Source organism: Sphingobium phenoxybenzoativorans (assembly GCF_018286635.1).
Taxonomy (GTDB): domain Bacteria; phylum Pseudomonadota; class Alphaproteobacteria; order Sphingomonadales; family Sphingomonadaceae; genus Sphingobium; species Sphingobium phenoxybenzoativorans.
Window position 1 is genome coordinate 4,192,478 of sequence record NZ_CP073910.1, and the last position, 20,764, is coordinate 4,213,241.

At 63.8% G+C, this 20,764-nt stretch carries 20 protein-coding genes; 10 read left to right on the forward strand and 10 right to left on the reverse strand.

The genetic code is table 11. The features are described 5' to 3' along the window. Positions 1-383: 383 nt before the first annotated feature. The 6 genes from KFK14_RS20850 to KFK14_RS20875 all read left to right on the forward strand — a co-directional run bounded on the left by KFK14_RS20850 (position 384) and on the right by KFK14_RS20875 (position 5,301). Entirely contained in the window at positions 384-698 is a 315-nt protein-coding gene (locus tag KFK14_RS20850; protein ID WP_030091389.1) for a helix-turn-helix domain-containing protein, read from the forward strand. Next, a complete protein-coding gene (locus tag KFK14_RS20855) occupies positions 695-2,371 on the forward strand; it encodes a SulP family inorganic anion transporter (RefSeq protein WP_037446394.1) in 1,677 nt (558 codons plus the stop codon). Before KFK14_RS20850 ends, KFK14_RS20855 begins: the two co-directional genes overlap by 4 nt. Positions 2,372-2,423: 52 nt before the next feature. Then, entirely contained in the window at positions 2,424-3,620 is a 1,197-nt protein-coding gene (gene bktB, locus KFK14_RS20860) for a beta-ketothiolase BktB (RefSeq protein WP_030090341.1), read from the forward strand. A gap of 9 nt (positions 3,621-3,629) precedes the next feature. Then, positions 3,630-4,322, forward strand: coding sequence for a DUF1275 family protein (locus KFK14_RS20865; protein WP_030090340.1), 693 nt, complete (start codon positions 3,630-3,632; stop codon positions 4,320-4,322). Positions 4,323-4,350: 28 nt separating this feature from the next. Further along, positions 4,351-4,656, forward strand: coding sequence for an alkylphosphonate utilization protein (locus KFK14_RS20870; protein WP_030090339.1), 306 nt, complete (start codon positions 4,351-4,353; stop codon positions 4,654-4,656). 96 nt (positions 4,657-4,752) lie between these two features. Next, positions 4,753-5,301, forward strand: a complete 549-nt coding sequence (locus tag KFK14_RS20875; RefSeq protein ID WP_030090338.1) for a cytochrome b — start codon at positions 4,753-4,755, stop codon at positions 5,299-5,301. A 96-nt stretch (positions 5,302-5,397) separates the two neighbouring features. On the opposite strand, the gene KFK14_RS20880 is transcribed toward KFK14_RS20875, so the two are convergent. Genes KFK14_RS20880 through KFK14_RS20900 form a run of 5 tightly spaced genes read right to left on the reverse strand, consistent with a single transcriptional unit; the run spans position 5,398 to position 10,983 of the window. After that, positions 5,398-6,024 (reverse strand): Tll0287-like domain-containing protein, encoded by a 627-nt coding sequence (locus KFK14_RS20880; protein ID WP_030090337.1) that lies wholly within the window; start codon positions 6,022-6,024, stop codon positions 5,398-5,400. 8 nt (positions 6,025-6,032) lie between these two features. Next, positions 6,033-6,356, reverse strand: a complete 324-nt coding sequence (locus KFK14_RS20885) for an ArsR/SmtB family transcription factor (RefSeq protein WP_030090336.1) — start codon at positions 6,354-6,356, stop codon at positions 6,033-6,035. Next, the gene (locus tag KFK14_RS20890) at positions 6,353-9,559 is read right to left on the reverse strand and encodes an efflux RND transporter permease subunit (RefSeq protein WP_030090335.1); all 3,207 of its coding nucleotides are present in this window, start codon (positions 9,557-9,559) and stop codon (positions 6,353-6,355) included. The genes KFK14_RS20885 and KFK14_RS20890 overlap by 4 nt, the downstream gene beginning before the upstream one ends. Then, entirely contained in the window at positions 9,556-10,605 is a 1,050-nt protein-coding gene (locus KFK14_RS20895; RefSeq protein ID WP_030090334.1) for an efflux RND transporter periplasmic adaptor subunit, read from the reverse strand. Before KFK14_RS20895 ends, KFK14_RS20890 begins: the two co-directional genes overlap by 4 nt. Before the next feature lie 39 nt (positions 10,606-10,644). After that, complete coding sequence (locus tag KFK14_RS20900; protein WP_021246226.1) at positions 10,645-10,983, reverse strand: rhodanese-like domain-containing protein; 339 nt, start codon at positions 10,981-10,983, stop codon at positions 10,645-10,647. 83 nt (positions 10,984-11,066) lie between these two features. Here KFK14_RS20900 and KFK14_RS20905 point away from each other — a divergent pair, with 83 nt between their 5' ends. The 4 genes from KFK14_RS20905 to KFK14_RS20920 are packed head-to-tail and all read left to right on the forward strand — an operon-like array spanning position 11,067 to position 14,224. Next, on the forward strand, positions 11,067-12,347 hold the full coding sequence (locus KFK14_RS20905; protein ID WP_030090333.1) for an NAD(P)/FAD-dependent oxidoreductase: 1,281 nt from the start codon (positions 11,067-11,069) through the stop codon (positions 12,345-12,347). A 40-nt stretch (positions 12,348-12,387) separates the two neighbouring features. Further along, complete coding sequence (locus KFK14_RS20910; protein ID WP_021246224.1) at positions 12,388-12,591, forward strand: YgaP family membrane protein; 204 nt, start codon at positions 12,388-12,390, stop codon at positions 12,589-12,591. Further along, the gene (locus KFK14_RS20915) at positions 12,588-13,853 is read left to right on the forward strand and encodes a TolC family outer membrane protein (RefSeq protein ID WP_030090332.1); all 1,266 of its coding nucleotides are present in this window, start codon (positions 12,588-12,590) and stop codon (positions 13,851-13,853) included. Before KFK14_RS20910 ends, KFK14_RS20915 begins: the two co-directional genes overlap by 4 nt. Positions 13,854-13,891: 38 nt before the next feature. Continuing rightward, complete coding sequence (locus KFK14_RS20920; protein ID WP_231746297.1) at positions 13,892-14,224, forward strand: carboxymuconolactone decarboxylase family protein; 333 nt, start codon at positions 13,892-13,894, stop codon at positions 14,222-14,224. Positions 14,225-14,348: 124 nt separating this feature from the next. Here KFK14_RS20920 and KFK14_RS20925 read toward each other — a convergent pair whose 3' ends face one another. The 5 genes from KFK14_RS20925 to KFK14_RS24400 all read right to left on the reverse strand — a co-directional run bounded on the left by KFK14_RS20925 (position 14,349) and on the right by KFK14_RS24400 (position 20,541). After that, on the reverse strand, positions 14,349-15,281 hold the full coding sequence (locus KFK14_RS20925; RefSeq protein WP_030090330.1) for a 1-phosphofructokinase family hexose kinase: 933 nt from the start codon (positions 15,279-15,281) through the stop codon (positions 14,349-14,351). A 246-nt stretch (positions 15,282-15,527) separates the two neighbouring features. Further along, positions 15,528-16,496, reverse strand: coding sequence for a calcium/sodium antiporter (locus tag KFK14_RS20930; protein WP_030090329.1), 969 nt, complete (start codon positions 16,494-16,496; stop codon positions 15,528-15,530). Beyond that, positions 16,493-17,404 carry a universal stress protein gene (locus tag KFK14_RS20935; RefSeq protein ID WP_021246219.1) on the reverse strand — a complete coding sequence of 304 codons (912 nt, stop codon included), beginning with the start codon at positions 17,402-17,404 and terminating at the stop codon, positions 16,493-16,495. Before KFK14_RS20935 ends, KFK14_RS20930 begins: the two co-directional genes overlap by 4 nt. Further along, positions 17,401-20,106 carry an HAD-IC family P-type ATPase gene (locus KFK14_RS20940; RefSeq protein ID WP_030090327.1) on the reverse strand — a complete coding sequence of 902 codons (2,706 nt, stop codon included), beginning with the start codon at positions 20,104-20,106 and terminating at the stop codon, positions 17,401-17,403. Before KFK14_RS20940 ends, KFK14_RS20935 begins: the two co-directional genes overlap by 4 nt. A 120-nt stretch (positions 20,107-20,226) precedes the next feature. Then, positions 20,227-20,541 (reverse strand): universal stress protein, encoded by a 315-nt coding sequence (locus KFK14_RS24400; RefSeq protein ID WP_374411714.1) that lies wholly within the window; start codon positions 20,539-20,541, stop codon positions 20,227-20,229. Positions 20,542-20,764 lie beyond the last annotated feature (223 nt).

Below are 20,764 nucleotides of genomic sequence, written 5' to 3' on the forward strand. Positions count from 1 at the left end.
CTGTGTGGCCTTTCGGATCGGGTTGGAAGGAAGCAGGCGGATCGGGCGTCGCCCGAACCTGTTCCGACGGGAAGTTTCAGCCTGAGCTTCGGGCGCCGAAGACGATCGGGTTGCGACACCGGACTCGCCGCCGCCGGGGCATCCGATGGCGGCGCCTGTCGACCTGCACCTTTGCGGCGGTGCTTTTTCTCCACGATCATTTGCTCATCTCCGATCTGGAGGCTCGAAGGTCGCAGCCCTCAAGACCATCGGCTTTCTCAGACGCGGAAATACCTCACCCCGACAAAGCGCGTGTGATCGATTATCCGGTACAATGCACATATACAACTCCCTCCTAATTTGTTAAGAGTGATATTTGATGTATTAAACATCATGGAGCCAACATGATCACGTCGCAGCAAATGCGCGCCGCGCGCGCCCTCCTCGGACTTGATCAACGCCAGCTCGCCGCGCTGGCCGGCCTCTCCCTGCCGACCATCCAGCGCATGGAATCATCCGATGGCCAAGTGCGCGGTGTGGTCGACACGCTGGTCAAGGTGATCACCGCGCTGGAAGGCGCAGGCATCGAACTGCTGGGCGAGAATGCGCCCAGCACGGGCGTGGGCCGCGGTGTGCGTCTGCGCGAAACGACCGCGGGAAAGTCCGGCGGCCAGGGGCAGTCGCTTCTCTATGACAAGGCGGAGGAACCGGTCAGGTGAGCGCGAAAGCCTATACGCCCAAGCTCATCACGACCTTGCGCGAAGGGTACACCGCTCAGACCTTCCGCGCCGACGCCATAGCGGGCCTGACGGTCGCGATCGTCGCGCTGCCTCTTGCCATGGCCCTGGGCATCGCCAGCGGCGCTTCTCCCGACAAGGGGCTTGTCACGGCCGTGGTGGCGGGGTTCCTGATTTCCGCGCTCGGCGGATCGCGGGTCCAGGTCGGCGGACCCACGGGCGCCTTTGTCGTCGTCATTTTCAATGTTATCGCCCAGCACGGCTATGATGGGCTGCTGATCGCGACGCTCCTGGCAGGCATCATCCTCATTGCCGCCGGTGCGTTTCGCCTCGGGCAGATGATCAAATTCATCCCCCATCCGGTCGTCACCGGATTCACCGCGGGGATCGCCGTTATCATTGCCTCGAGTCAGGTGAAGGACTTCCTCGGGCTCTCGATGACCGAGGTCCCGGCTGAGTTCCTGCCCAAATGGCAGTCCTATCTCGCCGCTCTGCCGAGCACCAGTTGGGCAACTCTAGGCGTCGGGGTCGGAGCACTTGCGACCATCATCGTGCTGCGCAAACTCGCGCCCAGACTGCCCGGGTTCCTGATCGCGGTCGTGGTAAGTTCCCTCGCCGTCGCTCTGCTCAAGCTCCCGGTCGACACTATCGGCTCCCGCTTCCCGGACATTCCTTCCGGCCTGCCGATGCCGTCCCTGCCGGAATTCACCTTCGCCAAGATCAATGCGGTGATGCCTTCGGCATTCACCATTGCATTTCTCGCCGGCATCGAAGCCCTGCTGTCGGCCGTCGTCGCCGATGGCATGGCCGGAACGCGGCATCGCTCCAACCAGGAATTGATCGGCCAGGGCGTCGCCAATATCGGATCCGCCCTGTTCGGTGGGCTACCCGCGACGGGCGCGATTGCGCGTACCGCCACCAATATCCGCTCCGGGGCCAGAACCCCGGTTGCCGGAATCATGCATGCCGTGTTCCTTCTTCTGTTCATCCTGTTCGCCACGGACCTGATGGCATTCGTACCCATGGCCGCGCTTGCCGCGATCCTGTTCATGGTCGCCTGGGGCATGAGTGAATATGAGCGGTTCATTGCCTTGCTGCACATGCCCAACAGCGACCGGGCCGTGCTGCTACTGACATTCGGCCTGACGGTACTGGTGGATCTCACCGTCGCAATCGGCGTCGGCGTAACTCTGGCCTCGCTCCTCTTCATGGCCCGCATGAGCGAGGCTGTCGAGGTCGACAGCAGCGGCCGGCAGGACATCGATCTCGATTCCGAAGACGTTCACCAGCGCGACGCGTTGCCGGAGGGTGTCGAGGTGTTCCGGATCACCGGCCCGTTCTTCTTCGGCGTAGCAGGCGAACTGCTCGATACGCTGCGCCGCGTCGGTCAGTCGCCCAAAGTCATCATCCTGCGCATGCGGCTCGTTCCCCTGCTCGATGCAAGCGGCGTCCAGGCGCTCGAACAGTTCATCGAACAAGCGCGCGTCGCCGGCGCAACGGTCGTGTTGTCCGGCGTGCAGCCGCAACCGAAGTCGATGCTTGCGCGCGTTCACCTGGAAGCTGGTTCGGACAAGCTTTTCTATGCCGCGGACTTCGCCAGCGCCCAGTCGCTCGCGGTCAGCTTGCTCGAAGCGCCCAAAACTCAGCCGCACTGATCGGCGCACCCTGCTGCGGTTCGGGCGAACATATTGTCGAAAGGAAGGAAATTTGAACGACGTCGTGATCCTGTCGGGTGTGCGCACCGCTATCGGGGATTTTGGAGGCAGCCTTAAGGACGTCGCGCCGTGGGAGCTTGGCCGCATCGTCATTGCCGAAGCCATCAAGCGGGCCGGAATCGAACCAGGCCATGTCGAGCATGTTGTCCTTGGCCAGGTCATTCAAAGCGAACCCAGCGATGCATATGTCTCGCGAATTGCCGCTATCGCGGCGGGGATTCCCGATCGGACCCCGGCGCTCACCCTGAACCGCCTTTGCGGATCGAGTGTGCAGGCGATTATTTCCGCCGCCCAAATGATCGCATTGGCCGAGTGTGACATCGCCGTTGCTGGCGGTGTCGAGAGCATGAGCCAATCCCCACACGTTCTCAAGGGCCTGCGCTGGGGGCGCAGGATGGGCGATGAAATGATGATCGACGCGATGAACGCGACGCTGAGCGATCCGTTCGGTGCAGGTCACATGGGGGTCACTGCCGAGAACGTTGCCGAACGTCATGGCATCACCCGGGCCGAGCAGGACGCGCTGGCGGCCGAAAGCCATCGCCGGGCAGCAAGAGCACAGCAGGAAGACCGTTTTCGCGAGCAGATCGTTTCCGTCGAGGTCAAGGGCCGTAGCGGCACCTTTATGTTCGAGGCCGACGAGCATGTGCGCACCGACGTTTCCAGCGAAGGCCTCGGCGCACTCACGCCCATCTTCCGCAAGGATGGCGGGACCGTAACGGCGGGCAACGCCAGCGGCATCAACGACGCTGGCGCGGCTCTGGTGCTGGCTTCCGCCGCCGCCGCCGAGAGACACGGCCTGACACCCCGCGCCAGGGTTGTAAGCTGGGGACATGCCGGTGTTGCCCCCGAAGTGATGGGGCTCGGTCCCGTCGAAGCCGTGCCCATCGCCCTCAAGCGGGCCGGACTATCGCTTGACGACATCGACGTGATCGAGGCGAACGAGGCTTTTGCCGCGCAGGCTTGCGCGGTCGCCAAACTGCTCGATTTCCCGCCCGAGAAGGTCAATCCCAATGGCAGCGGCATTGGACTTGGGCATCCCGTCGGGGCAACCGGCGCCATCATCACCATCAAGGCGCTTTACGAGCTCGAGCGTATTGGCGGCCGCTACGGGCTTGTGACCATGTGCATTGGCGGCGGACAAGGCATTGCACTCGTGATCGAGCGATTGCCGAGCCAGGATGCGTAAGAGGCGAGCATGAGCGAACCGGATCGGACAGGCAGACGGCCCAGCTCCCTGGATATCGGCAGAGCGCAGCGCGCGCTGGTCCAACTGGCCGCCATGCTGGCGGCCCTTGCCGGCGCGATCAATGCAGCCGGCTTTCTGGCATTCGGGCACGTCTTCCTTGCCTCGCCCGAGGCCAACGCCACTGTTCTGGGCACGAGCCTTCCCGGTGGCTTTGGTATCACGAAATTTGTGGGCGGAATGATCTTCAGCTTCGTGGGGGGTGTGGTCCTCACGACCTTGATTACGCACTGGCTAGGCCGGTACCGGCGCACAATCGCGCTCGTTTGTACCGCAATCGCGTTGGCCGCCGCCTATCTGACATTCCTCTCGCATCTGGCGATCATCCCGGCCGTGCTGATCGCGATGGCCATGGGTAGTGCTCATTGCACTTTTGAGAGGGATGATCCCGACCTGCAGGAGGCTATTTCGCCCTCCACGCAGGTCGTGCGGTTCGGGGAGGCATTGGCCGGCGGACGGCATCACGCGAACTATCGCCAGCTTGGCTTGCATGCATCCTTTTGGCTGGTCTTCCTTATTGGCGGGCTTGCAGGCGCTGTTGCGTGGATCACGCTCGACGCCAGAGCCTTTGCCGTGGCTGCCCTCGTCGCCGCATTGCTGGCAATGCGCGCCTGGCTGATTGAACGCGATCTGTTCGGTGCCTGACGCACATTCCTGACCGATGGAGAACTCCATGAGCGAAGATGAATATGTCTACGATGAAGAATCCGGTGAATGGATGGCTGCATCCGAACTGAAGGAACGGCGCGCCACCGCGGACCGGATCGAAGTCCGCGATGCCGTGGGCAACCTGCTTGCCGACGGCGACCAGGTCACGTTGATCAAGGATCTGGTCGTCAAGGGCGCCGGCCAGACTCTGAGGCGGGGAACGCTGATAAAGTCGATCCGCCTCACGGATGACCCGCAGGAAATCGACTGCCGGTATGAAGGCATCAAAGGTTTGGTGCTTCGTGCGGAATTTGTCCGCAAGCGCAGCTGACCGGTTATTGCGGTTGTTCGGCGCAAAGCTTCTTGAGAAGGATCAAGGCATTTTTCTCATCTCGCTGGCAATATGAAAATTGATGGGAGGTTCGCCATGAGTACAACCGATATCCGTAACCGCTTCTCTTCCCTGTCGATCACTCTGCACTGGCTCATGGTGCTGCTGATCTCGGTCGTTTACGCTACCATTCTCCTGCGGGAGAACTATCCCAAGGGAACCGACATCCGCGAGGGGCTGAAAACCTGGCATTTCATACTCGGACTCACCGTTCTGGCGCTGGCGATCATCCGCCTGCTGGCACGCCTCAGCCAGCGCACCCCCCCGATCACGCCGGAACCGCCGTCATGGCAGACGCTTTTAGCCAATGCGACGCATCTCGCACTCTACGCGTTCATGCTGGCGATGCCCTTGGCGGGCTGGGTGATCCTGAGTGCGTCGGGCAAGCCGATTCCATTCTTCGGTCTGGAACTGCCGGCTCTTGTCGGCCAGAGCAAAGCCCTGGCGGGACAGATGAAGGATTGGCACGAGACAGTCGGGACCATCGGATATTTCCTGATCGGCTTTCACGCCCTTGCCGCTCTCTTCCATCATTACATCGTCAAGGATGATACCTTGCGCCGAATGCTGCCGGGCCGAACCTGATGGCAAAGCACTCTGGCGATCACGGCGCCGCTGAGCGGTAGGCGACAGCTGCCGCAGCGCTGTAAAATCGGGCCAGCGCAAGCGCGCGCAAGATCGTCATGGGTGCAGACCTCGCTGCGCGCCCTCCCCGCCTTTGATCGCACGCGCCAGGGCTGCCTCCTCCCACCGGATCGAAAAGGCGCCCCGAAGCTGGCCGGAAGCAAAACCCGTCGCCTGATCTGCGGGATAATGCGCGCGGATCGCCGCCATCACCTCCGGGGCGACATTCTCGCCATGGCAAGCGAGGCACATGGGCATGGTCGGTATGGCGCGCATATAGCGATATTGCCCGCCCTCATACGCCGACCAGCGCCTGGGCTTGCCGTCGACGCCAAACGGCGCGGCGGCCCAGCTCTCCATGACGCGGCGTTCGGTAGCGTCAGGACTGGCAGCGGGATTACGCGTGCGCAGCGCCGTGCGCCGGACGGTCGCTCCGCTTTCCTCGGAGATCTGCGCGGCGAGCGCGGGCGCTATGCTCGAACAGACGCTGATCGCGCCTTGCGGACCATCCGCCGCCATCGCGGCGGTCAGCGCGCTCAATAATTCCTTCTGGAAGCGGTCGGCCAGGATATCGGAGCGCGCTTGTGCCTCCTGCACCATCACCGCCGGATCCGACGGCGGCTCATTCGAGGCGCAAGCCCCGAGAGAGACCATGGACAGGAGCGGAAGGACGGCGCGTCGCATCGGATTTCTCAGGATTGTCCAGCACCGGGACCGAAGCGATCGCAGAGCATGTCGATCAACTTGCGGACGTCGCTGTCAGCAAGGCTGTAGTAGATCGTCGTCGCCTCGCGCCGGGTCTTGACCAGACCCCCTTCTCGCAATTTCCCCAGATGCTGGGACACGCTGGATTGCGATTGCCCGCACAACTCCACCATCTCCCCGACGGAGAATTCGCCCTGGGTCAGCCGGCACAGGATCAGCAGACGCTGTTCATTGGCCAGCAGCTTCAGCACGCTCGCCGCATGGGCGGCGTGCTCGGCGAGTTGTGCAAGGGGCGTCTCAAGCGGCATCATCTGGTCGCGGGTTTCCCATCATCTCGAAGCACGATGTAAATGGCCGGAATAACCAGCACGGTCAGCAGCGTCGAGGACGCAAGGCCGAACAGCAGCGAGATCGCCAAACCCTGAAAGATCGGATCGGTCAGGATCACGGCCGCGCCAATCATCGCCGCGGCGGCCGTGAGAACGATCGGCTTGAACCGGATCGTGCCGGCTTCCAGCAGCACGTCGCGCAGCGATTTGTCCGGCGTGGCCGAATGGCGGATGAAGTCGACCAGCAGGATCGAGTTGCGCACGATGATACCGGCGAGCGCGATGAACCCTATCATCGAGGTTGCCGTAAACGGTGCACGGAACAGCATGTGGCCAATGACGATCCCGACCAGCGTGAGCGGCACCGGCGTCAGGATCACGAGCGGCAGGCGGAAGCTTTTGAACTGCGCGACGACGATGATGTAGATCGCCAGCAGCGCGACCATGAAGGCGCCGCCCATGTCGCGGAACGTGACCCAGGTGATCTCCCATTCGCCATCCCAGAGCAGGGACGGCACGCTCTCATCCTCGGGCTGACCGTTGAGACGGATTTCCGGCTTCTGGAGGCCCTTGGCCGCCCAGTCATAGGCATCGACCGCGCGGTTCACTTCGATCATGCCGTAGATCGGCGCTTCATAGGCTCCGGCCAGCTCGGCCGTGACCATGTCGGCATATCGACCGTCACGGCGGAAGATCGCAGGACTCCCCGTCTCGGTGCGCGCTTCGACCACCGCGCCAAGGTCGATGAGCTGGCCGCCCGGCGTCTGTGCGACAGGCATACTCGACAAGGCTTGCGTCCAGCTGCGGTCCTTCTGTTCCAGCGCGATTGTAATCGGTAGTGGGCTGCGGCCATCGCCGCGCGGCGCGTAGCCGACAGTCTGGCTCCCCATGAGCATACCGATGCTGTCGGCGACCTGCCGCTGGGAAAGGCCGTAATAATCGAGCCGGTCGCGCTGCACGTCGAGGCGGAGCTTCGGGCGCGCCTCGCCGAAGCTGTTGTCCACGTCGACGATGAAGGGGACGGACTTGAAGATCTTTTCCAGCTCGGACGCTGTCTTCTGGCGCGTGACTTCGTCGGGGCCATAGACCTCGGCCAGCAGGGTCGCGAGGACGGGCGGTCCTGGAGGCGTCTCGACCACCTTGATAGATGCGCCATTGGGCAAGCGCAGCGCCTTCAGCCGCTGGCGCAGGTCGAGCGCAATCTGATGGCTGGACCGGCTGCGATCCCCCTTGGGCAGCAGCGTCACCATCACATCGCCCTGCTCGGGCTGCGAGCGCAGGAAATAATGGCGGACAAGGCCGTTGAAGTTGAACGGCGCCGATGTGCCGACATAGGCCTCCATCGCCGTCGCTTCGGGCAAGCCTCGCACCACGCCGGCAACATCTTCCAGCACGCGGCCCGTGTTTTCGAGCGCGGTGCCTTCGGGCATATCGACCACGACCTGAACCTCCGACTTGTTGTCGAAGGGCAGCAGCTTCACGGTAACGGCCTTGAAATAGAACATCGAGCAGGCGACCAGTGTCGCCACGCCCACCGCGATCAGGAAATTGCGGGCGGACTTCTTCGTATCGATGACGCGATGCGCGACACGGGCATAGAGCTGCCCCAGCTTGCCGCCGCTCTCGTCATGGCCGTGGCCAGAGCCGAGCGTCTTGCGGGCAAAACGGATCATCAGCCACGGCGCAATGACCACGGCGACGAAGAAGGAAAAGATCATCGCCGCCGACGCATTGACCGGGATGGGAGCCATGTAGGGGCCCATCAGGCCGGAAACGAACAGCATCGGCAGCAGCGCCGCAACCACGGTCAATGTCGCGACCACCGTGGGATTGCCGACCTCCGCCACCGCCTCGATCGCGGCCTGGGTACGGTTGCGGTCATCGTCCATCGCCCAATGGCGCGCGATATTCTCGATCATGACGATCGCGTCGTCGACGAGGATGCCGATCGAGAAGATCAGCGCGAACAGGCTGACGCGGTTGATGGTGTAGCCCATGAGGTTCGAGGCGAACATGGTCAGCAGGATCGTCGTCGGAATGACCACGGCGGTCACGCCCGCCTCGCGCCACCCGATCGCGAAGCCGATCAGCACGACGATGGAGACGGTCGCCAGCGCCAGATGGAACAGCAGCTCGTTGGCCTTCTCGTTCGCCGTCTCGCCATAGTTGCGGGTGACGGCGACCGTGACGTCATCGGGGATGAGCTTGCCTTTCAGGCTCTCGACGCGCTCGAGGATCGCATCGGACACCACCACGGCATTGGCGCCGGCGCGCTTGGCGAAGGCGATGCTGACGGCGGGGGCGCTATGCCACTTGCCGTTTTCCTCCTTCGCCCAGCGCCACGCCCGCGCCTGATCCTCGCGCGGCCCCTGCGTTACGCTGGCAACGTCGCGCAGATAGACGGGCGAGCCGGAGGCAGAGCGCACGGTCAGAAGTCCGACCTCCTGCGCCGATGACAGGGTGCGGCCCGCCGTGACGCCGACCGCCTTGCCGTCCTCGCGGATATTACCCAGCGGAAAGGACCGATTGGCCTGGCTCGCGGCCTCGATCACGCTCCCCAGCGGCACGCCATACTGGCGGAGCCTGGCCGGATCGGGCGCAATGCGGATTTCCTCGGGGCGGCCACCGACGAGGAAGCTGATCCCGACATTGTCGACCTTGGCGATCTCGGTGCGCAGCTTCGCGGCGAGTTCGTAGAGGCTGGCATCGTTCCACTGCCCTGCCGCGCCGGGCTTGGGGGCAAGGGTCAGGACGACAGCGGGAACGTCGTTAATGCCGCGCACCGTCACCTTGGGATCGGGGATGCCGACCGGCTTACGATCCCAATTGGCGCGCAGCTTCTCCTCGATGCGGATCGCTGCATCCTCCGGGTTCGACCCGACGAGGAAGCGCGCCGTCACCATTACGCCATCGTCCTGCGCCTGGGTATAGACATGCTCCACCCCGTCGACGCTCTTGACGATGGTTTCGAGCGGAATGCCCACCAGCTCGGTCGCATCGGCGGCGGACAGGCCGGGCGCCATCACCTGAATGTCCACCATCGGCACGCTGATCTGCGGTTCCTCCTCCCTTGGGATGGAAAGAAGAGCCAGCAGACCGACAGCGATCGCCGCCAGCAGAAACAGCGGCGTCAGGGGGGAAGCGATAGTGGCCCTGGTGAGGCGACCGGAAACACCGAGATTCATGGCCGCGGAGCCTTGGCCGGCTTACCGGGGGCGAACAGCACGTCGCCGGCGGCCGCACCGCTCAATATCTCGACCAGGGCGGGATCGGCCGTCGGCGCGATCTGGACCGGCACCATGCTGAGCCGCTTGCCTTCCGCGACGATCTGCACCTGATCCATGCCATAGCGCGTGGTGATGAAGGAGCGCGGCACGACCAGCGCCTTGCGCGTGCCGATCTCGACCGACGCGCTCACGCGGCGGCCGATGAATTGGGTGGAAAGCCCAGGCAAAGTCGCATCGACGCGGACCTGGCCGCCAGTGATCGCGGGATAGACCTGCGCCACACTGCCTTCGCGCTGCCCGGACGGCATATCCGCTTCATTGACGATCACGCGCGCACCGGGATGGACCTGTCCGGCAACCGACTCCGGCAGCATCAACCGCAGCACCGGCGGCCCCGCGGTAACCGTCGCGATCGACATGCCCGGCGCCACCGGTGATCCGGCGGGAATATCGGCGCGAAGCACCCGACCGCTCGCCGGGGCGATCACCGCCCCCTGCCCCGCGACGCTGACGCTTGCGCCCTGCTGCGCCCGAGCGGCAGCAACCTGCGCATCGGCCGCGCGCGCGGCCGCAACGGCCTGATCCAGGCGCGCCTTGGCATAGACGCCTTGGCCATAGAGATCGCGAATGCGGGCGAGATCGGCATTGGTCCGCGCGGCTTCGGCCTGGGCGGCGGCGGTCTGGGCGCCATAGGCGCTTGTCTCATAGCCGAGCCGCGAATCGACGATCATGCCGATCCGCTGGCCCTTTTGCACCGTGTCGCCGGCACGGACGGAAAGCGACGTGAGGATGCCGGGGATGCGGGCGAGCACTTCGGCCTGGTCGCGCGTGGCGATCTCCGCGCCGACTACCTTCATGTCCGGGATTTCGGTTGCGGCGAGCCGCAGAGTTTCCCCGGCGGGTAGCGTCGCCGCCGCCTGCTCCTGCTCCGGCTTGCTCCCGCATGCCGACAGCGCCAGCGCGGCGCCCGCCAACCAGAGCCACTTGCCCCTGCCGCTCATCATGCCGCCGATACCCCTCTTTTTTGGTTCTCTTTCAGGCTCTCAATCACCAACGACCGGGAAGCCGGCGTCTTTCCACGCACCGATCCCGCCAGCGAGGTGGGTGTCGATCGCGCTCTGCGCCGCCGCGCATTGATCGAGTGCCTGGCCCGAGCGCTTTCCGCCCGCGCATTGCAGCACGACAGTCCGGCCCTTGGGATCAGGGATGTTACGAGGTGAAAAGCCCGACAGTGGCATGTTTATTGCGCCCAGTATGTGGCCGGCGGCGAACTCGCCTGTCTCGCGCACGTCGATCAGGAGCGCCTTGCCGCCCTTCAGCATGGCGTCCAGCTCGGCGGGGCCGATCTCACGGTGGGCATCACGTTTCTTGAATCCGAACATGGCAGCTTCCTCAACTTTGTTATTTGCATATAACGTGTAATGATGATATTCGTCAATGCCATTGAGACATGGAAGGATCGCAGATGGGCAAGCCTTTGATCGTGGTGCTGGGCGCGGGTCTGGGAGGCACGATCGCCTCCTATGAGATCAAGGCTGCCGTCAAAGACCGCGCCGACGTGATGACGGTATCCGATAGCGATACCTACAACTTCATCCCGTCCAATCCCTGGGTCGCCGTGCGCTGGCGCGAGCCTGAAGCCATCCAGGTCCACCTCCCTCCCGTGTTCGCCAAAAAGAAGATCGGCTTCACCTCGGTCGGCGCGAAGCGGCTGCATGCCGGCGAAAAGCGACTCGAACTCAATGACGGCTCATCCATCAATTACGATTATCTTGTAATCGCTACCGGCCCGGAACTCGCGTTCGACGAGATCGAGGGGCTGGGTCCGCATGGCGGCCATACCCTCTCCATCTGCCAGACGCCCCACGCCTCAGCCGCCGCCGATGCGTTCGATGCCTTTGCACAAAATCCCGGCCCGATCGTCGTCGGCGCGGTGCAGGGCGCGTCCTGCTACGGCCCGGCCTACGAATTCGCGATGATCCTCGACACCGAACTGCGCAAGCGCAAGATCCGCGACAAGGTGCCGATGATCTATGTGACGCCCGAACCCTATATCGGCCACCTTGGGCTCGACGGCGTCGGCGATACCAAGTCGCTGCTCGAGAGCGAGCTGCGTGATCGCCACATCAAATGGATCACCAACGCCCGCGTCACCAAGGTCGAGCCCGGCGTCATGCACGTCGAGGAAGTCGGCGAGGACGGCGCGGTGAAGAAGACGCACGACCTGCCCTTCGGCTTCTCGATGATGCTCCCTGCGTTCCGGGGCGTCCCCGCGGTCAGCAATATCGAAGGGCTGGCCAATCCGCGCGGCTTCATCATCGTCGACAAGCACCAGCGCAATCCGGCCTTCCCCGAGATATTCGCGCTCGGTGTCTGTGTCGCCATCCCGCCGACCGGCCCGACGCCGGTTCCGGTGGGCGTGCCCAAGACCGGTTTCATGATCGAATCCATGGTCACGGCGATCGCCGCCAATCTCTCGCTGGTTCTCGACGGCCAGGAGCCGACGGCGGAAGCGACGTGGAACGCGGTGTGTCTCGCCGATTTTGGCGACGGAGGCGTCGCCTTCGTCGCCCAGCCGCAGATCCCGCCGCGCAACGTCAACTGGTCGTCCAGCGGCAAATGGGTCCATCTGGCCAAGGTCGGCTTTGAGAAATATTTCCTGCGCAAGGTCCGCAAGGGCGAGAGCGAGCCCTTCTACGAAAAGCTCGCCATGCACGCGATGGGCATCCGCAAGCTGCGTTTCTGATGCCCCGGCTTCTGGTTTCCCAAGCGAAGGAGTGAGACTGATGACTCTCGATCGTGCCGTGATGGCGTTCGCCGGTTGTGTCGTACTGCTCGGCGTCGTCCTGTCGCTGACCGTGCATCCCTGGTGGATCGCGCTCACCGCCTTTGCCGGCCTCAATATGCTTCAGGCAAGCTTCACTGGTTTCTGCCCGGCTGCGATGGTGTTCAAGGCGTTCGGCGTCCGTCCGGGAACCGCCTTCAAATGACGCTCAGGCGGACGATCCCCCTCCCCCTGCTCGCCGGCCTGCTGGCGAGTGTCGCCATGCCCGCGCAGGCAACGACGCTTGAAGAAGCCATTGCGGCCGCCGTGAACCACGCGCCGGAAATCGAGGCGGCGGGGGCCGATGCCGATGCGGCCGACGCCCGGATCAGGGAAGCACGCGGCCAGGGTCTGCCAACCGCGACGCTGAGCGGGACGATCGGCTATGGACGACTCGATCCGCAGGGTTTCTTCGGGCTTCCGGCGGCCAACGTCACGCCGCGCGCGGCGCAGCTCACTATCGAACAGCCCCTCTTTATGGGCGGCAGGGTCAGCGCCGGGATCGCACAGGCGAAAGCGGGCAGCGAAGCAGCACGCGCCGGTGAAACGATGACCCGCAGCCAGATCGTTGTCGCGACGGTCCAAGCCTATGGCGACGTGCTGACCACGCACCGAATGATAGCGCTCTATGAACAGATGGTCGGCCAGATGGAGGAGATCCAGCGCCAGGCCCGGCTCCGCTTCAAGGCAGGCGAAAGCCCCAGCACCGATGTTGCGCAGGCGGCGGCGCGCCTTGCCGAAGCACAGGCAGCCCTTGAAGGCGCGCGCGGCTTTGCCATCTCGGCCGATGCGCGATTCACCAACCTCACTGGCCTTGCCCCGCAGGATCTCCAGCCCATTCCGGCAAGTCCGGTCCTGCCTGCCTCGCTCGATGAAGCGCTCGACAGCGCCCGCGGGAACAACCCGGCGCTGGCGCAAGCCGAAGCGGCATTGGATGCCGCCCAGGCCGGCGCGCGGGGCGCGCGGGCCGAACGCCTGCCCACGATCGGCGCCTTCGCCGAAGGTTCGACGGTGCGTGACCAGTTCTTTCCCGATTATCGCTCCGATGCCGCCACGGTCGGCGTGCGGGCGCGCTGGCAGATATTCGCGGGCGGGCGAGTCTCAGCCAAGATTACCGAATCCGATAGTGCGGTCAGGGCCGCCGATGCGCGTATGCGCGCCGCACGCGCCGCCGTCGATGAACAGACGATCAGCGCCTTTTCCGGGGTGCGCTCGGCCGCCCTGGTCGAAGCGGCTGCTTCCCAGCAAGCCCTTGCCGCCGGACAGGCGCGCGACAGCGTGCGCCACGAGGTTCGCGTGGGGATGAAGCCCCAGCTCGATCTGCTCGATGCCGAACGCGAGGCAACCGCCGCAGCGGTCAGCGAAGCTCGCGCGCGAAGCGATCGCATCGTCGCGGCTTACCGACTGCTTGCCCTTCTCGGACGCTGAACTTTACAGGAGACGATATGCACAAGGACTGGCCGAAAATGGCGACCGAGCTGAATGGCGCCATCAAGGAAGTGCGGCTCGGCACGCCCGACGTGATGCAGGCCTTTTCCGCCATGGCGACTGCGGCCACCAAGGCCGGGGCGCTCGATGCCAAGACCAAGGAACTGATCGCTCTTGCCATCTCGGTCGCCATCCGCTGCGACGGCTGCGTTGCCTTCCATTCGAAGGCCGCCGTCAAGCATGGCGCCACGCGCGATGAAGTGATGGAGACGATGGGCATGGCGCTCTACATGGGCGCTGGCCCCAGCCTCATGTATGCCGCGCAGGCGGTCGAGGCCTTCGATCAGTTCTCCGATCAAGCGAAACAATAATACGCCGTGAAATCGAAACAGCCGAACACTTGACCGGCAGTGCGCCGAACCGGTCGCGAATTTCGCGACCGGGAACCACGATCATGAACTGGTCGGTGGAGTACGCTCAAGTTCAACGCAAGGTTCAGGAGGCTGCACGGACCTGCGAATAGAGCCGCCGGATGTCTTCGGGTCGCGCAAGATCGTGCCCCGGATTCATCACGGCCGCCGCGCCTGCCGCGATGCCGAAGCGGAACGCTTCTTCGATCTCCCAGCCTGAGGAGATAGCAAAGACCATCGCCGAAAGGAAACTGTCGCCCGCGCCGACCGCGCTTCTGACCTCGATGTCCACTGCGGGAAGCAGGAGTTGGCGCTCGGCCGAGGCAAGGAGAGCGCCCTCGTGCCCCATCGTCACCGCCACATATTGCGCATGACCGCCCCCGACGATCTGCATGGCCGCCCGTCCCACCGACTCCGTGTCGGGAAGATCCCGACCGGTGAACTGGCGCAACTCGCCAATGCTGGGCTTGACGAGGAAGACGCCGCCTTGCTCAAGGCCTCCGCGCAGGCCAGCGCCTGAACTGTCGAGCACGACCGGTATATTGCGTTCCGTCATCATCGCGACGACCTGGCCATAGAAATCATCCGGAATGCCGGGTGAGAGCGAACCGCTCGCGACCAGATAGTCACATTGTGCCGTCTGGAGCTGATTGAGGCACTGCCGCCATTCTGCAGGTTCGACCATCGGTCCGGACGGAACGAGGCGATATTCCTTCCCGCTTTCGCGCTCGAGCACTGCGGTGGCCACCCTGGTATGCCCCTTGATCGGGATACGGTTGCGCACCAGCTGGTGCAGGTCGAGCAGACCATCGAGCGCGTGGCCGGTTGCACCGCCCGAAAGATAGTAGCTCCGCGCGTTCCCGCCGAGCCGGACATAGACACGGGCCACGTTGATTCCCCCGCCACCCGGCGAATAGAATTCTGTCTTCGTCCGCATTTTACGGGTGTGGTAGACATGATCGACTTCATAGGCGACGTCGATCGTCGGGTTCAGGGTGAGGGTCGCGATGTTCATCATGGCCGCCATTGAGGGACCCGGATGGGCTCGGGTCTATCCGGGATTTCCCTAATCGTTACGCTATCGCGGGTCCACGAATGCGAAGGCTCCGATCGAAAGGGTGCGAAGTTCTACCGGGATCGAAAGACCCGCGTTAGCAACCTGACAGCAGCAGCCACCGCCTGCGACCCAAAATCACTGGATAATAGACGAAAGGCGGGAAAATCGCGGCGTTGTCAAAAGATGCCCTCGCGCTTTCCTTATCGGTTAAATCCGATCATTGATCAAATAGGCAAGATATAGCAAGTAGGCACTCACAAACATTCCACCCTCGAACCGCGAAATTTGGCGTCCGCTGATGAATACGGGAATGCAGGCCAGCGCGACCCCCAACATGACCGGGATGTCGACCCGGATCAGTTGCGCGCTGACCTCGATCCCGTTCGACGGAAACAGGCAGGCCGCGCCGAGAATCACCAGAATATTGTAAACGCTGCTGCCGATCAGATTGCCGATCGCGATGTCGCGCTCGCCACGAATCGTCGAAATGATCGTCGTAACGAGTTCAGGAGCGGAAGTACCGATCGCAACGATCGTCAGTCCGATAAAGGCGTCCGATACGTTCCACAACCGGGCAAGCGCGACCGCACCATCCACCAGCCAGTTGGCGCCCACGACGATCACGACGAGGCCGATGGCCAGCATCGCCATTGCGGAGAAACCGTGGCGGCGGGAAAAGCGCGGCGCCGCGAATTCCCGCGCGAACTCCAGCTTCACCGTGATGCTTTCCCGCCGGGCGACGCGAATGACGGTCAGCGTGAAGGCCATTCCCATCGTGATCAAAAACAGCCCCTCAAGGCGCGAGAGCACACCGTCCCAGGCAAAGACGAGTAGCGCGGCCGACGCGATGACGATGACAGGCAGTTCCAGACGCAGCGTCTGCATCCGAATGGCAAGTGGTTGCAGCATCGCGCTGAGGCCGAGGATAAGGAGGATGTTGACGGTGTTGGTGCCGGCGATGTTGCCAACCGCGAGCGAGCCGTTTCCCTGGAGCGCCGCCTCGATCCCGACGGCGAGTTCGGGCGTGCTCGTTCCCAGCGCCACGATCGTGAGGCCGATGAGCAGCGGCGAAACGCCCAGCCGCGCGGCCAGCGCCGAGCCTCCCCTCACCAGCCACTCCGCACCAGCGATCAGGGCGGCGAGCCCCATGAGGCTGGAAACGATCGCCAGCGTCATCCGGCCGGGTTCACCTTGCGCCTGGCGGGATCGGGTACGAGGAGGACATCGCCCGGGACCGCATCAAGGATCTTGCGCGCCGTACTGCCGATCATAGCCTCATAGACGAGGCCACCGCCATGGGTTCCAACGACCGTCAGGTGACGTGCGGCATTTTCCGCACGGTCGCGAAGCAGCGCTTCGGGAACCCCGTGCTCGATCATGCGCGTGACGTTCCGGGCCGCCACATCAGACAGTCCCGCTTCGGCAAGGAACTTGTCGGCCGCAGCCTCGCCATAACCCTCGAATTGCCGTTCGATTTCCGATCGGCCGAGATAGCCCGCGAAGGGCACATCGTAGGCGTGGAAAAGGGAGATAGCCGCATCGGGAAAAAAGCGGACGGCGGTCTCCAGAGCGATCCGGGCGGGCGCGGAGAAATCTGTCGCGACCACCATGGCGCGGTAAGGCTCGAAAGCGCGGTCGCGTACGATCAGGATCGGAACGGGCGCCTTGCGGATCAGCCGGTCCACGGTATCGCCGAGCAGCATCCGGGCCAGCGGCCCATCGCGAGCCACGCCGGTGACGATCAGGCCCGCCTCGCCCTTTCCGGCGATATCGAGGACGACCGGTGCCGGCGAGCCGGTTTCGACGTGGACCGAAATGTCGATTGGCGGCGCCTCGCGAACAAGGTCGTGGTAGATGCGATGGCGCGCCGCCCGCACCGGGTCTTCGAGAGGCCGACGCCAGGACGGCAGATCGCCGAGTCGGACGGACAGCATCCCGTCTTCCGGCGGGTTCAGCGCGTGGATGACCATAAGCTCCGCCCGCCATGCCTGGGCTACCAGCAGGGCGCGATCGAAGGCGCGGTCGCAACGATGGCTGAGGTCGGTCGCGAGCGCGATGCATTTAGGGAAACCGTCACGCGTCATGGCATGTCCTCCTGATTATTAAGTTCGCTAAACCAGCCCAGTCGCCGCATCACATGCTTCTCCACCTCCAGCGACAGCATGAGAAGCATGCCGCACGCCACCAGCAACACCCAGTCCGCGAAGCCCAGCGGCTGCGAGTGGAAAATCGCGTTCATGAACGGCGCATAGGTGAAGAGCGCCTGGCCGATGACGAGAACGCCGATCGCGATCAACACGGCGGGAGTACCGATCGCGCCGCGCCATGTCAGGGACGTCATGTGGAGATAGCGGACGTTGAAGAGGTAGAAGATCTCCGCGATGATGAACATGTTGACGACCATGGTGCGCGCCATCTCCAGGCTCCGGCCTTGCGCCAGAACATGGAAAAAGATTCCGAGAGTGACGGCCGCGAACAGCACAGAGACGAGAAGGACACGCCAAAGCAGGAACGGCGAAAGCAACGGCGCGCCGCGCTCCCGTGGCCGGCGCAACATCGCACCGGGTTCCGTGGGCTCGAACGCCAGCACGAGGCCGAGCGTGGCGGCGAGGACGAGGTTCACCCAGAGGATCTGCGTCGCCGTCATCGGCAGCGCGAAGCCCAGCAGGATCGCCAATACGACCGCCAGTGTTTCACCGCCGTTCGTAGGGATTTCCCAGGAAATGACCTTGCGAATGTTGTCGTAGACCGTTCGGCCTTCGCGAACGGCGCTGACGATCGAGGCAAAATTATCGTCGAGCAGCACCATGGAAGCCGCTTCTTTCGACGCTTCGGTGCCCTTGATGCCCATGGCGACCCCGACGTCGGCCTGCTTGAGGGACGGCGCGTCGTTCACGCCGTCCCCCGTCATCGCGACGATCTTTCCCTGAGCCTGCAGCGCACGGACGATCCGCAATTTATGTTCCGGGCTGGTCCGGGCAAAGACCGAGACATCCGCGACCGCTTGCTCCAGTTCGGTGTCCGGAAGCTTTTCCAGTTCCAGCCCGGTCAGCACGCGCGGGTCGTCGGCAAGGTCGAGTTGCCGGGCGATCGCCAGCGCCGTCGCCGCATGATCGCCAGTGATCATCTTGACGCCGATTCCGGCGGACCGGCATTCGGCGATGGCGTCCTTGACCTCCGCACGAGGCGGATCGATGAAGCCGACAAGGCCCAGGAGGCACACGCCAGTCGAGAGATCTTCGAACGAGATCCGTTCGCTGCCGGCAGGCATTTCCTTCGCGCCGAAGGCGAGAACGCGCTCGCCATCGCTTCCGGCGGTAGCGATGGAACTCTCCCAATAGGAACAATTGTCGGGCGCGGTCATCGCCAAGAGCGCTTCGGGCGCGCCCTTCACGAACAGCAAGCGCGTGCCGTTGGAACCCCGGCAGAGCGTCGCCATGAACCGATGCGCGGCGTCGAAGGGAATCTCGTCGAGCCGCTCCCATTCCGCCCGCTCCTGCTCCGGATCGATGGCCGCCTTCATTGCCAGGGCGAAGAGGGCCCCCTCCATCGGATCGCCCTCGACACGCCATTCCGCACCGACCTTGCGCAGCGCGGCATCGTTGCACAGCAGCCCGCAGCGGATCAGTGGCATCGCATCGGCCATAGCCTCTGCCTGGTCCCCGGACCCGACGATCCGGATTTGACCATCGGGAACATAGCCGGATCCGCTCGCGATCATCGTATGCCGCTCGGTGATGACGCGGCGGGCCGTCATTTCGTTGCGTGTGAGCGTGCCGGTCTTGTCGGTGCATATCACCGAGGTCGCGCCGAGCGTTTCGACGGCCGGGAGCTTTCGGATGACGGCGTTGCGCCCCGCCATCCGCCGCACGCCGATCGCGAGAGTAATCGTGATGACCGCCGGCAGCCCTTCCGGCACGATCCCCACGGCGAGCGCGACCACGGCGATCAGCGCGTCGATCCAATCGTAATTCCGCGCCAGAACGGCAAAGGCGAACAGCGCAAGCCCCCCCGCGAGTACGAACCAGGTGAAGCGCCGGGCAAAACCGTCGATCTGCTTCAGCAGCGGGGTTGCCAGTTGTTCGACCGACTGGATAAGCGAACTGATCCGTCCGATCTGCGTGCGAGATCCGGTGGCAACAGCGAGCCCGCTTGCGTGCCCAGCCGCAACCATCGTGCCCGAAAAGGCCATATTACGCCGATCCGCCAAATCGGTCTGCTCGGGCAGCACCGCTTCCTGCTTTTCGGCAGCCACCGATTCGCCCGTCAGCAGCGCCTCGTCGATAAGCATTCGCCGCGCATGGAGAAGCCTGAGATCGGCGGGAACGCGATCACCGGCCTCGATCATCACGAGATCGCCGGGCACGATCTCGCGGACGGGAATCGTTTGCCTCACGCCGTCACGCACCACGCTGGCCTTGGGCGCGATCATCTGCTGGATGGCCTCAAGCGCCTGTTCAGCCTTTCCTTCCTGGATATGCCCGATCACCGCATTCACGATCACGACGGCGACGATGACCACCGCGTCGATCATGTGATCGAGCAGCGCTGCGGCCAATGCCCCGGCAAGAAGCACATAGATCAACGTGTTATGGAATTGCGCGAGGAACCTAAGGAACACATTGCGACGCGCCGACCGGGGTAGCGCGTTCGGCCCAAAGCGGGCCGATTGCCGATCCACCTCCGGAGAAGAGAGACCCGCACAACCGACGTCGAGTGCCGTGGCAACTTCGCTGGTTGACAGCATATGCCAGCGCACTTCGGAAGTTTCCATGGGTCCTGACATCAAATCTCTTTCGTATTACATCAAACCATCTCGTGTTGAGCATGCGGAGCGAAGACCGTGCGGACCGGTTTCATTCCCGGCCCGCGGTTCCGCGCTTGCGTGCCGCCGATTGAATGGGCTTCAATGCGCAAACAGCAGCGGCAGCGGCGCGCCAGTGAGCAGGTCGCGCGTGACGCCGCCCAGGATCATCTCGCGCAGGCGAGAGTGGCCATAAGCGCCAAGCGCGAGCATCCCGGCGCCACGCCGGTGAGCCGCTTCGACCAGCGCCTCCGCATCCGACACGTCACCGCCCTGGATGGGAACTACGGTCGACGTAAAGCCATGCCGGGCGAGATGGTGGGCGACATCGGCTCCCGGTTCGGAACCGTGGCCCTGGGCCGTCGGCTTCGCATCGAGGATGAGTATATCGATCCTTGCCCCAGGCGCCGCGAACATGGTCGCGTCGCGCAGCGCGTGCGTCGCCTCGCGGGTCGCATTCCAGCCGATCGCCAAGTGATCGATGGCGGCCGGTTTATAGCCGGTGGGCAGGATCAGAACGGGACGCCCAGATGCGAACAGGCAACGCTCAAGCGTATCACGTCGAATTGGCGGATGGTCGTAATTGTCCGAAGGACCGAACAGGACGAGGTCGGCATAACGGGCATAGACCGCGGTCTTG

What these genes read in the sequence shown, in the direction of transcription:
- KFK14_RS20850 (WP_030091389.1), top strand. Translation starts at nt 384, where the DNA reads ATGATCACGTCGCAGCAAATGCGCGCCGCGCGCGCCCTCCTCGGACTT.
- KFK14_RS20865 (WP_030090340.1), top strand. Translation starts at nt 3,630, where the DNA reads ATGAGCGAACCGGATCGGACAGGCAGACGGCCCAGCTCCCTGGATATC.
- KFK14_RS20870 (WP_030090339.1), top strand. Translation starts at nt 4,351, where the DNA reads ATGAGCGAAGATGAATATGTCTACGATGAAGAATCCGGTGAATGGATG.
- KFK14_RS20875 (WP_030090338.1), top strand. Translation starts at nt 4,753, where the DNA reads ATGAGTACAACCGATATCCGTAACCGCTTCTCTTCCCTGTCGATCACT.
- KFK14_RS20880 (WP_030090337.1), bottom strand. Translation starts at nt 6,024, where the DNA reads ATGCGACGCGCCGTCCTTCCGCTCCTGTCCATGGTCTCTCTCGGGGCT.
- KFK14_RS20885 (WP_030090336.1), bottom strand. Translation starts at nt 6,356, where the DNA reads ATGATGCCGCTTGAGACGCCCCTTGCACAACTCGCCGAGCACGCCGCC.
- KFK14_RS20890 (WP_030090335.1), bottom strand. Translation starts at nt 9,559, where the DNA reads ATGAATCTCGGTGTTTCCGGTCGCCTCACCAGGGCCACTATCGCTTCC.
- KFK14_RS20895 (WP_030090334.1), bottom strand. Translation starts at nt 10,605, where the DNA reads ATGATGAGCGGCAGGGGCAAGTGGCTCTGGTTGGCGGGCGCCGCGCTG.
- KFK14_RS20900 (WP_021246226.1), bottom strand. Translation starts at nt 10,983, where the DNA reads ATGTTCGGATTCAAGAAACGTGATGCCCACCGTGAGATCGGCCCCGCC.
- KFK14_RS20905 (WP_030090333.1), top strand. Translation starts at nt 11,067, where the DNA reads ATGGGCAAGCCTTTGATCGTGGTGCTGGGCGCGGGTCTGGGAGGCACG.
- KFK14_RS20910 (WP_021246224.1), top strand. Translation starts at nt 12,388, where the DNA reads ATGACTCTCGATCGTGCCGTGATGGCGTTCGCCGGTTGTGTCGTACTG.
- KFK14_RS20915 (WP_030090332.1), top strand. Translation starts at nt 12,588, where the DNA reads ATGACGCTCAGGCGGACGATCCCCCTCCCCCTGCTCGCCGGCCTGCTG.
- KFK14_RS20920 (WP_231746297.1), top strand. Translation starts at nt 13,892, where the DNA reads ATGGCGACCGAGCTGAATGGCGCCATCAAGGAAGTGCGGCTCGGCACG.
- KFK14_RS20925 (WP_030090330.1), bottom strand. Translation starts at nt 15,281, where the DNA reads ATGATGAACATCGCGACCCTCACCCTGAACCCGACGATCGACGTCGCC.
- KFK14_RS20930 (WP_030090329.1), bottom strand. Translation starts at nt 16,496, where the DNA reads ATGACGCTGGCGATCGTTTCCAGCCTCATGGGGCTCGCCGCCCTGATC.
- KFK14_RS20935 (WP_021246219.1), bottom strand. Translation starts at nt 17,404, where the DNA reads ATGACGCGTGACGGTTTCCCTAAATGCATCGCGCTCGCGACCGACCTC.
- KFK14_RS20940 (WP_030090327.1), bottom strand. Translation starts at nt 20,106, where the DNA reads ATGTCAGGACCCATGGAAACTTCCGAAGTGCGCTGGCATATGCTGTCA.
- KFK14_RS24400 (WP_374411714.1), bottom strand. Translation starts at nt 20,541, where the DNA reads ATGTTCGCGGCGCCTGGGGCAAGGATCGATATACTCATCCTCGATGCG.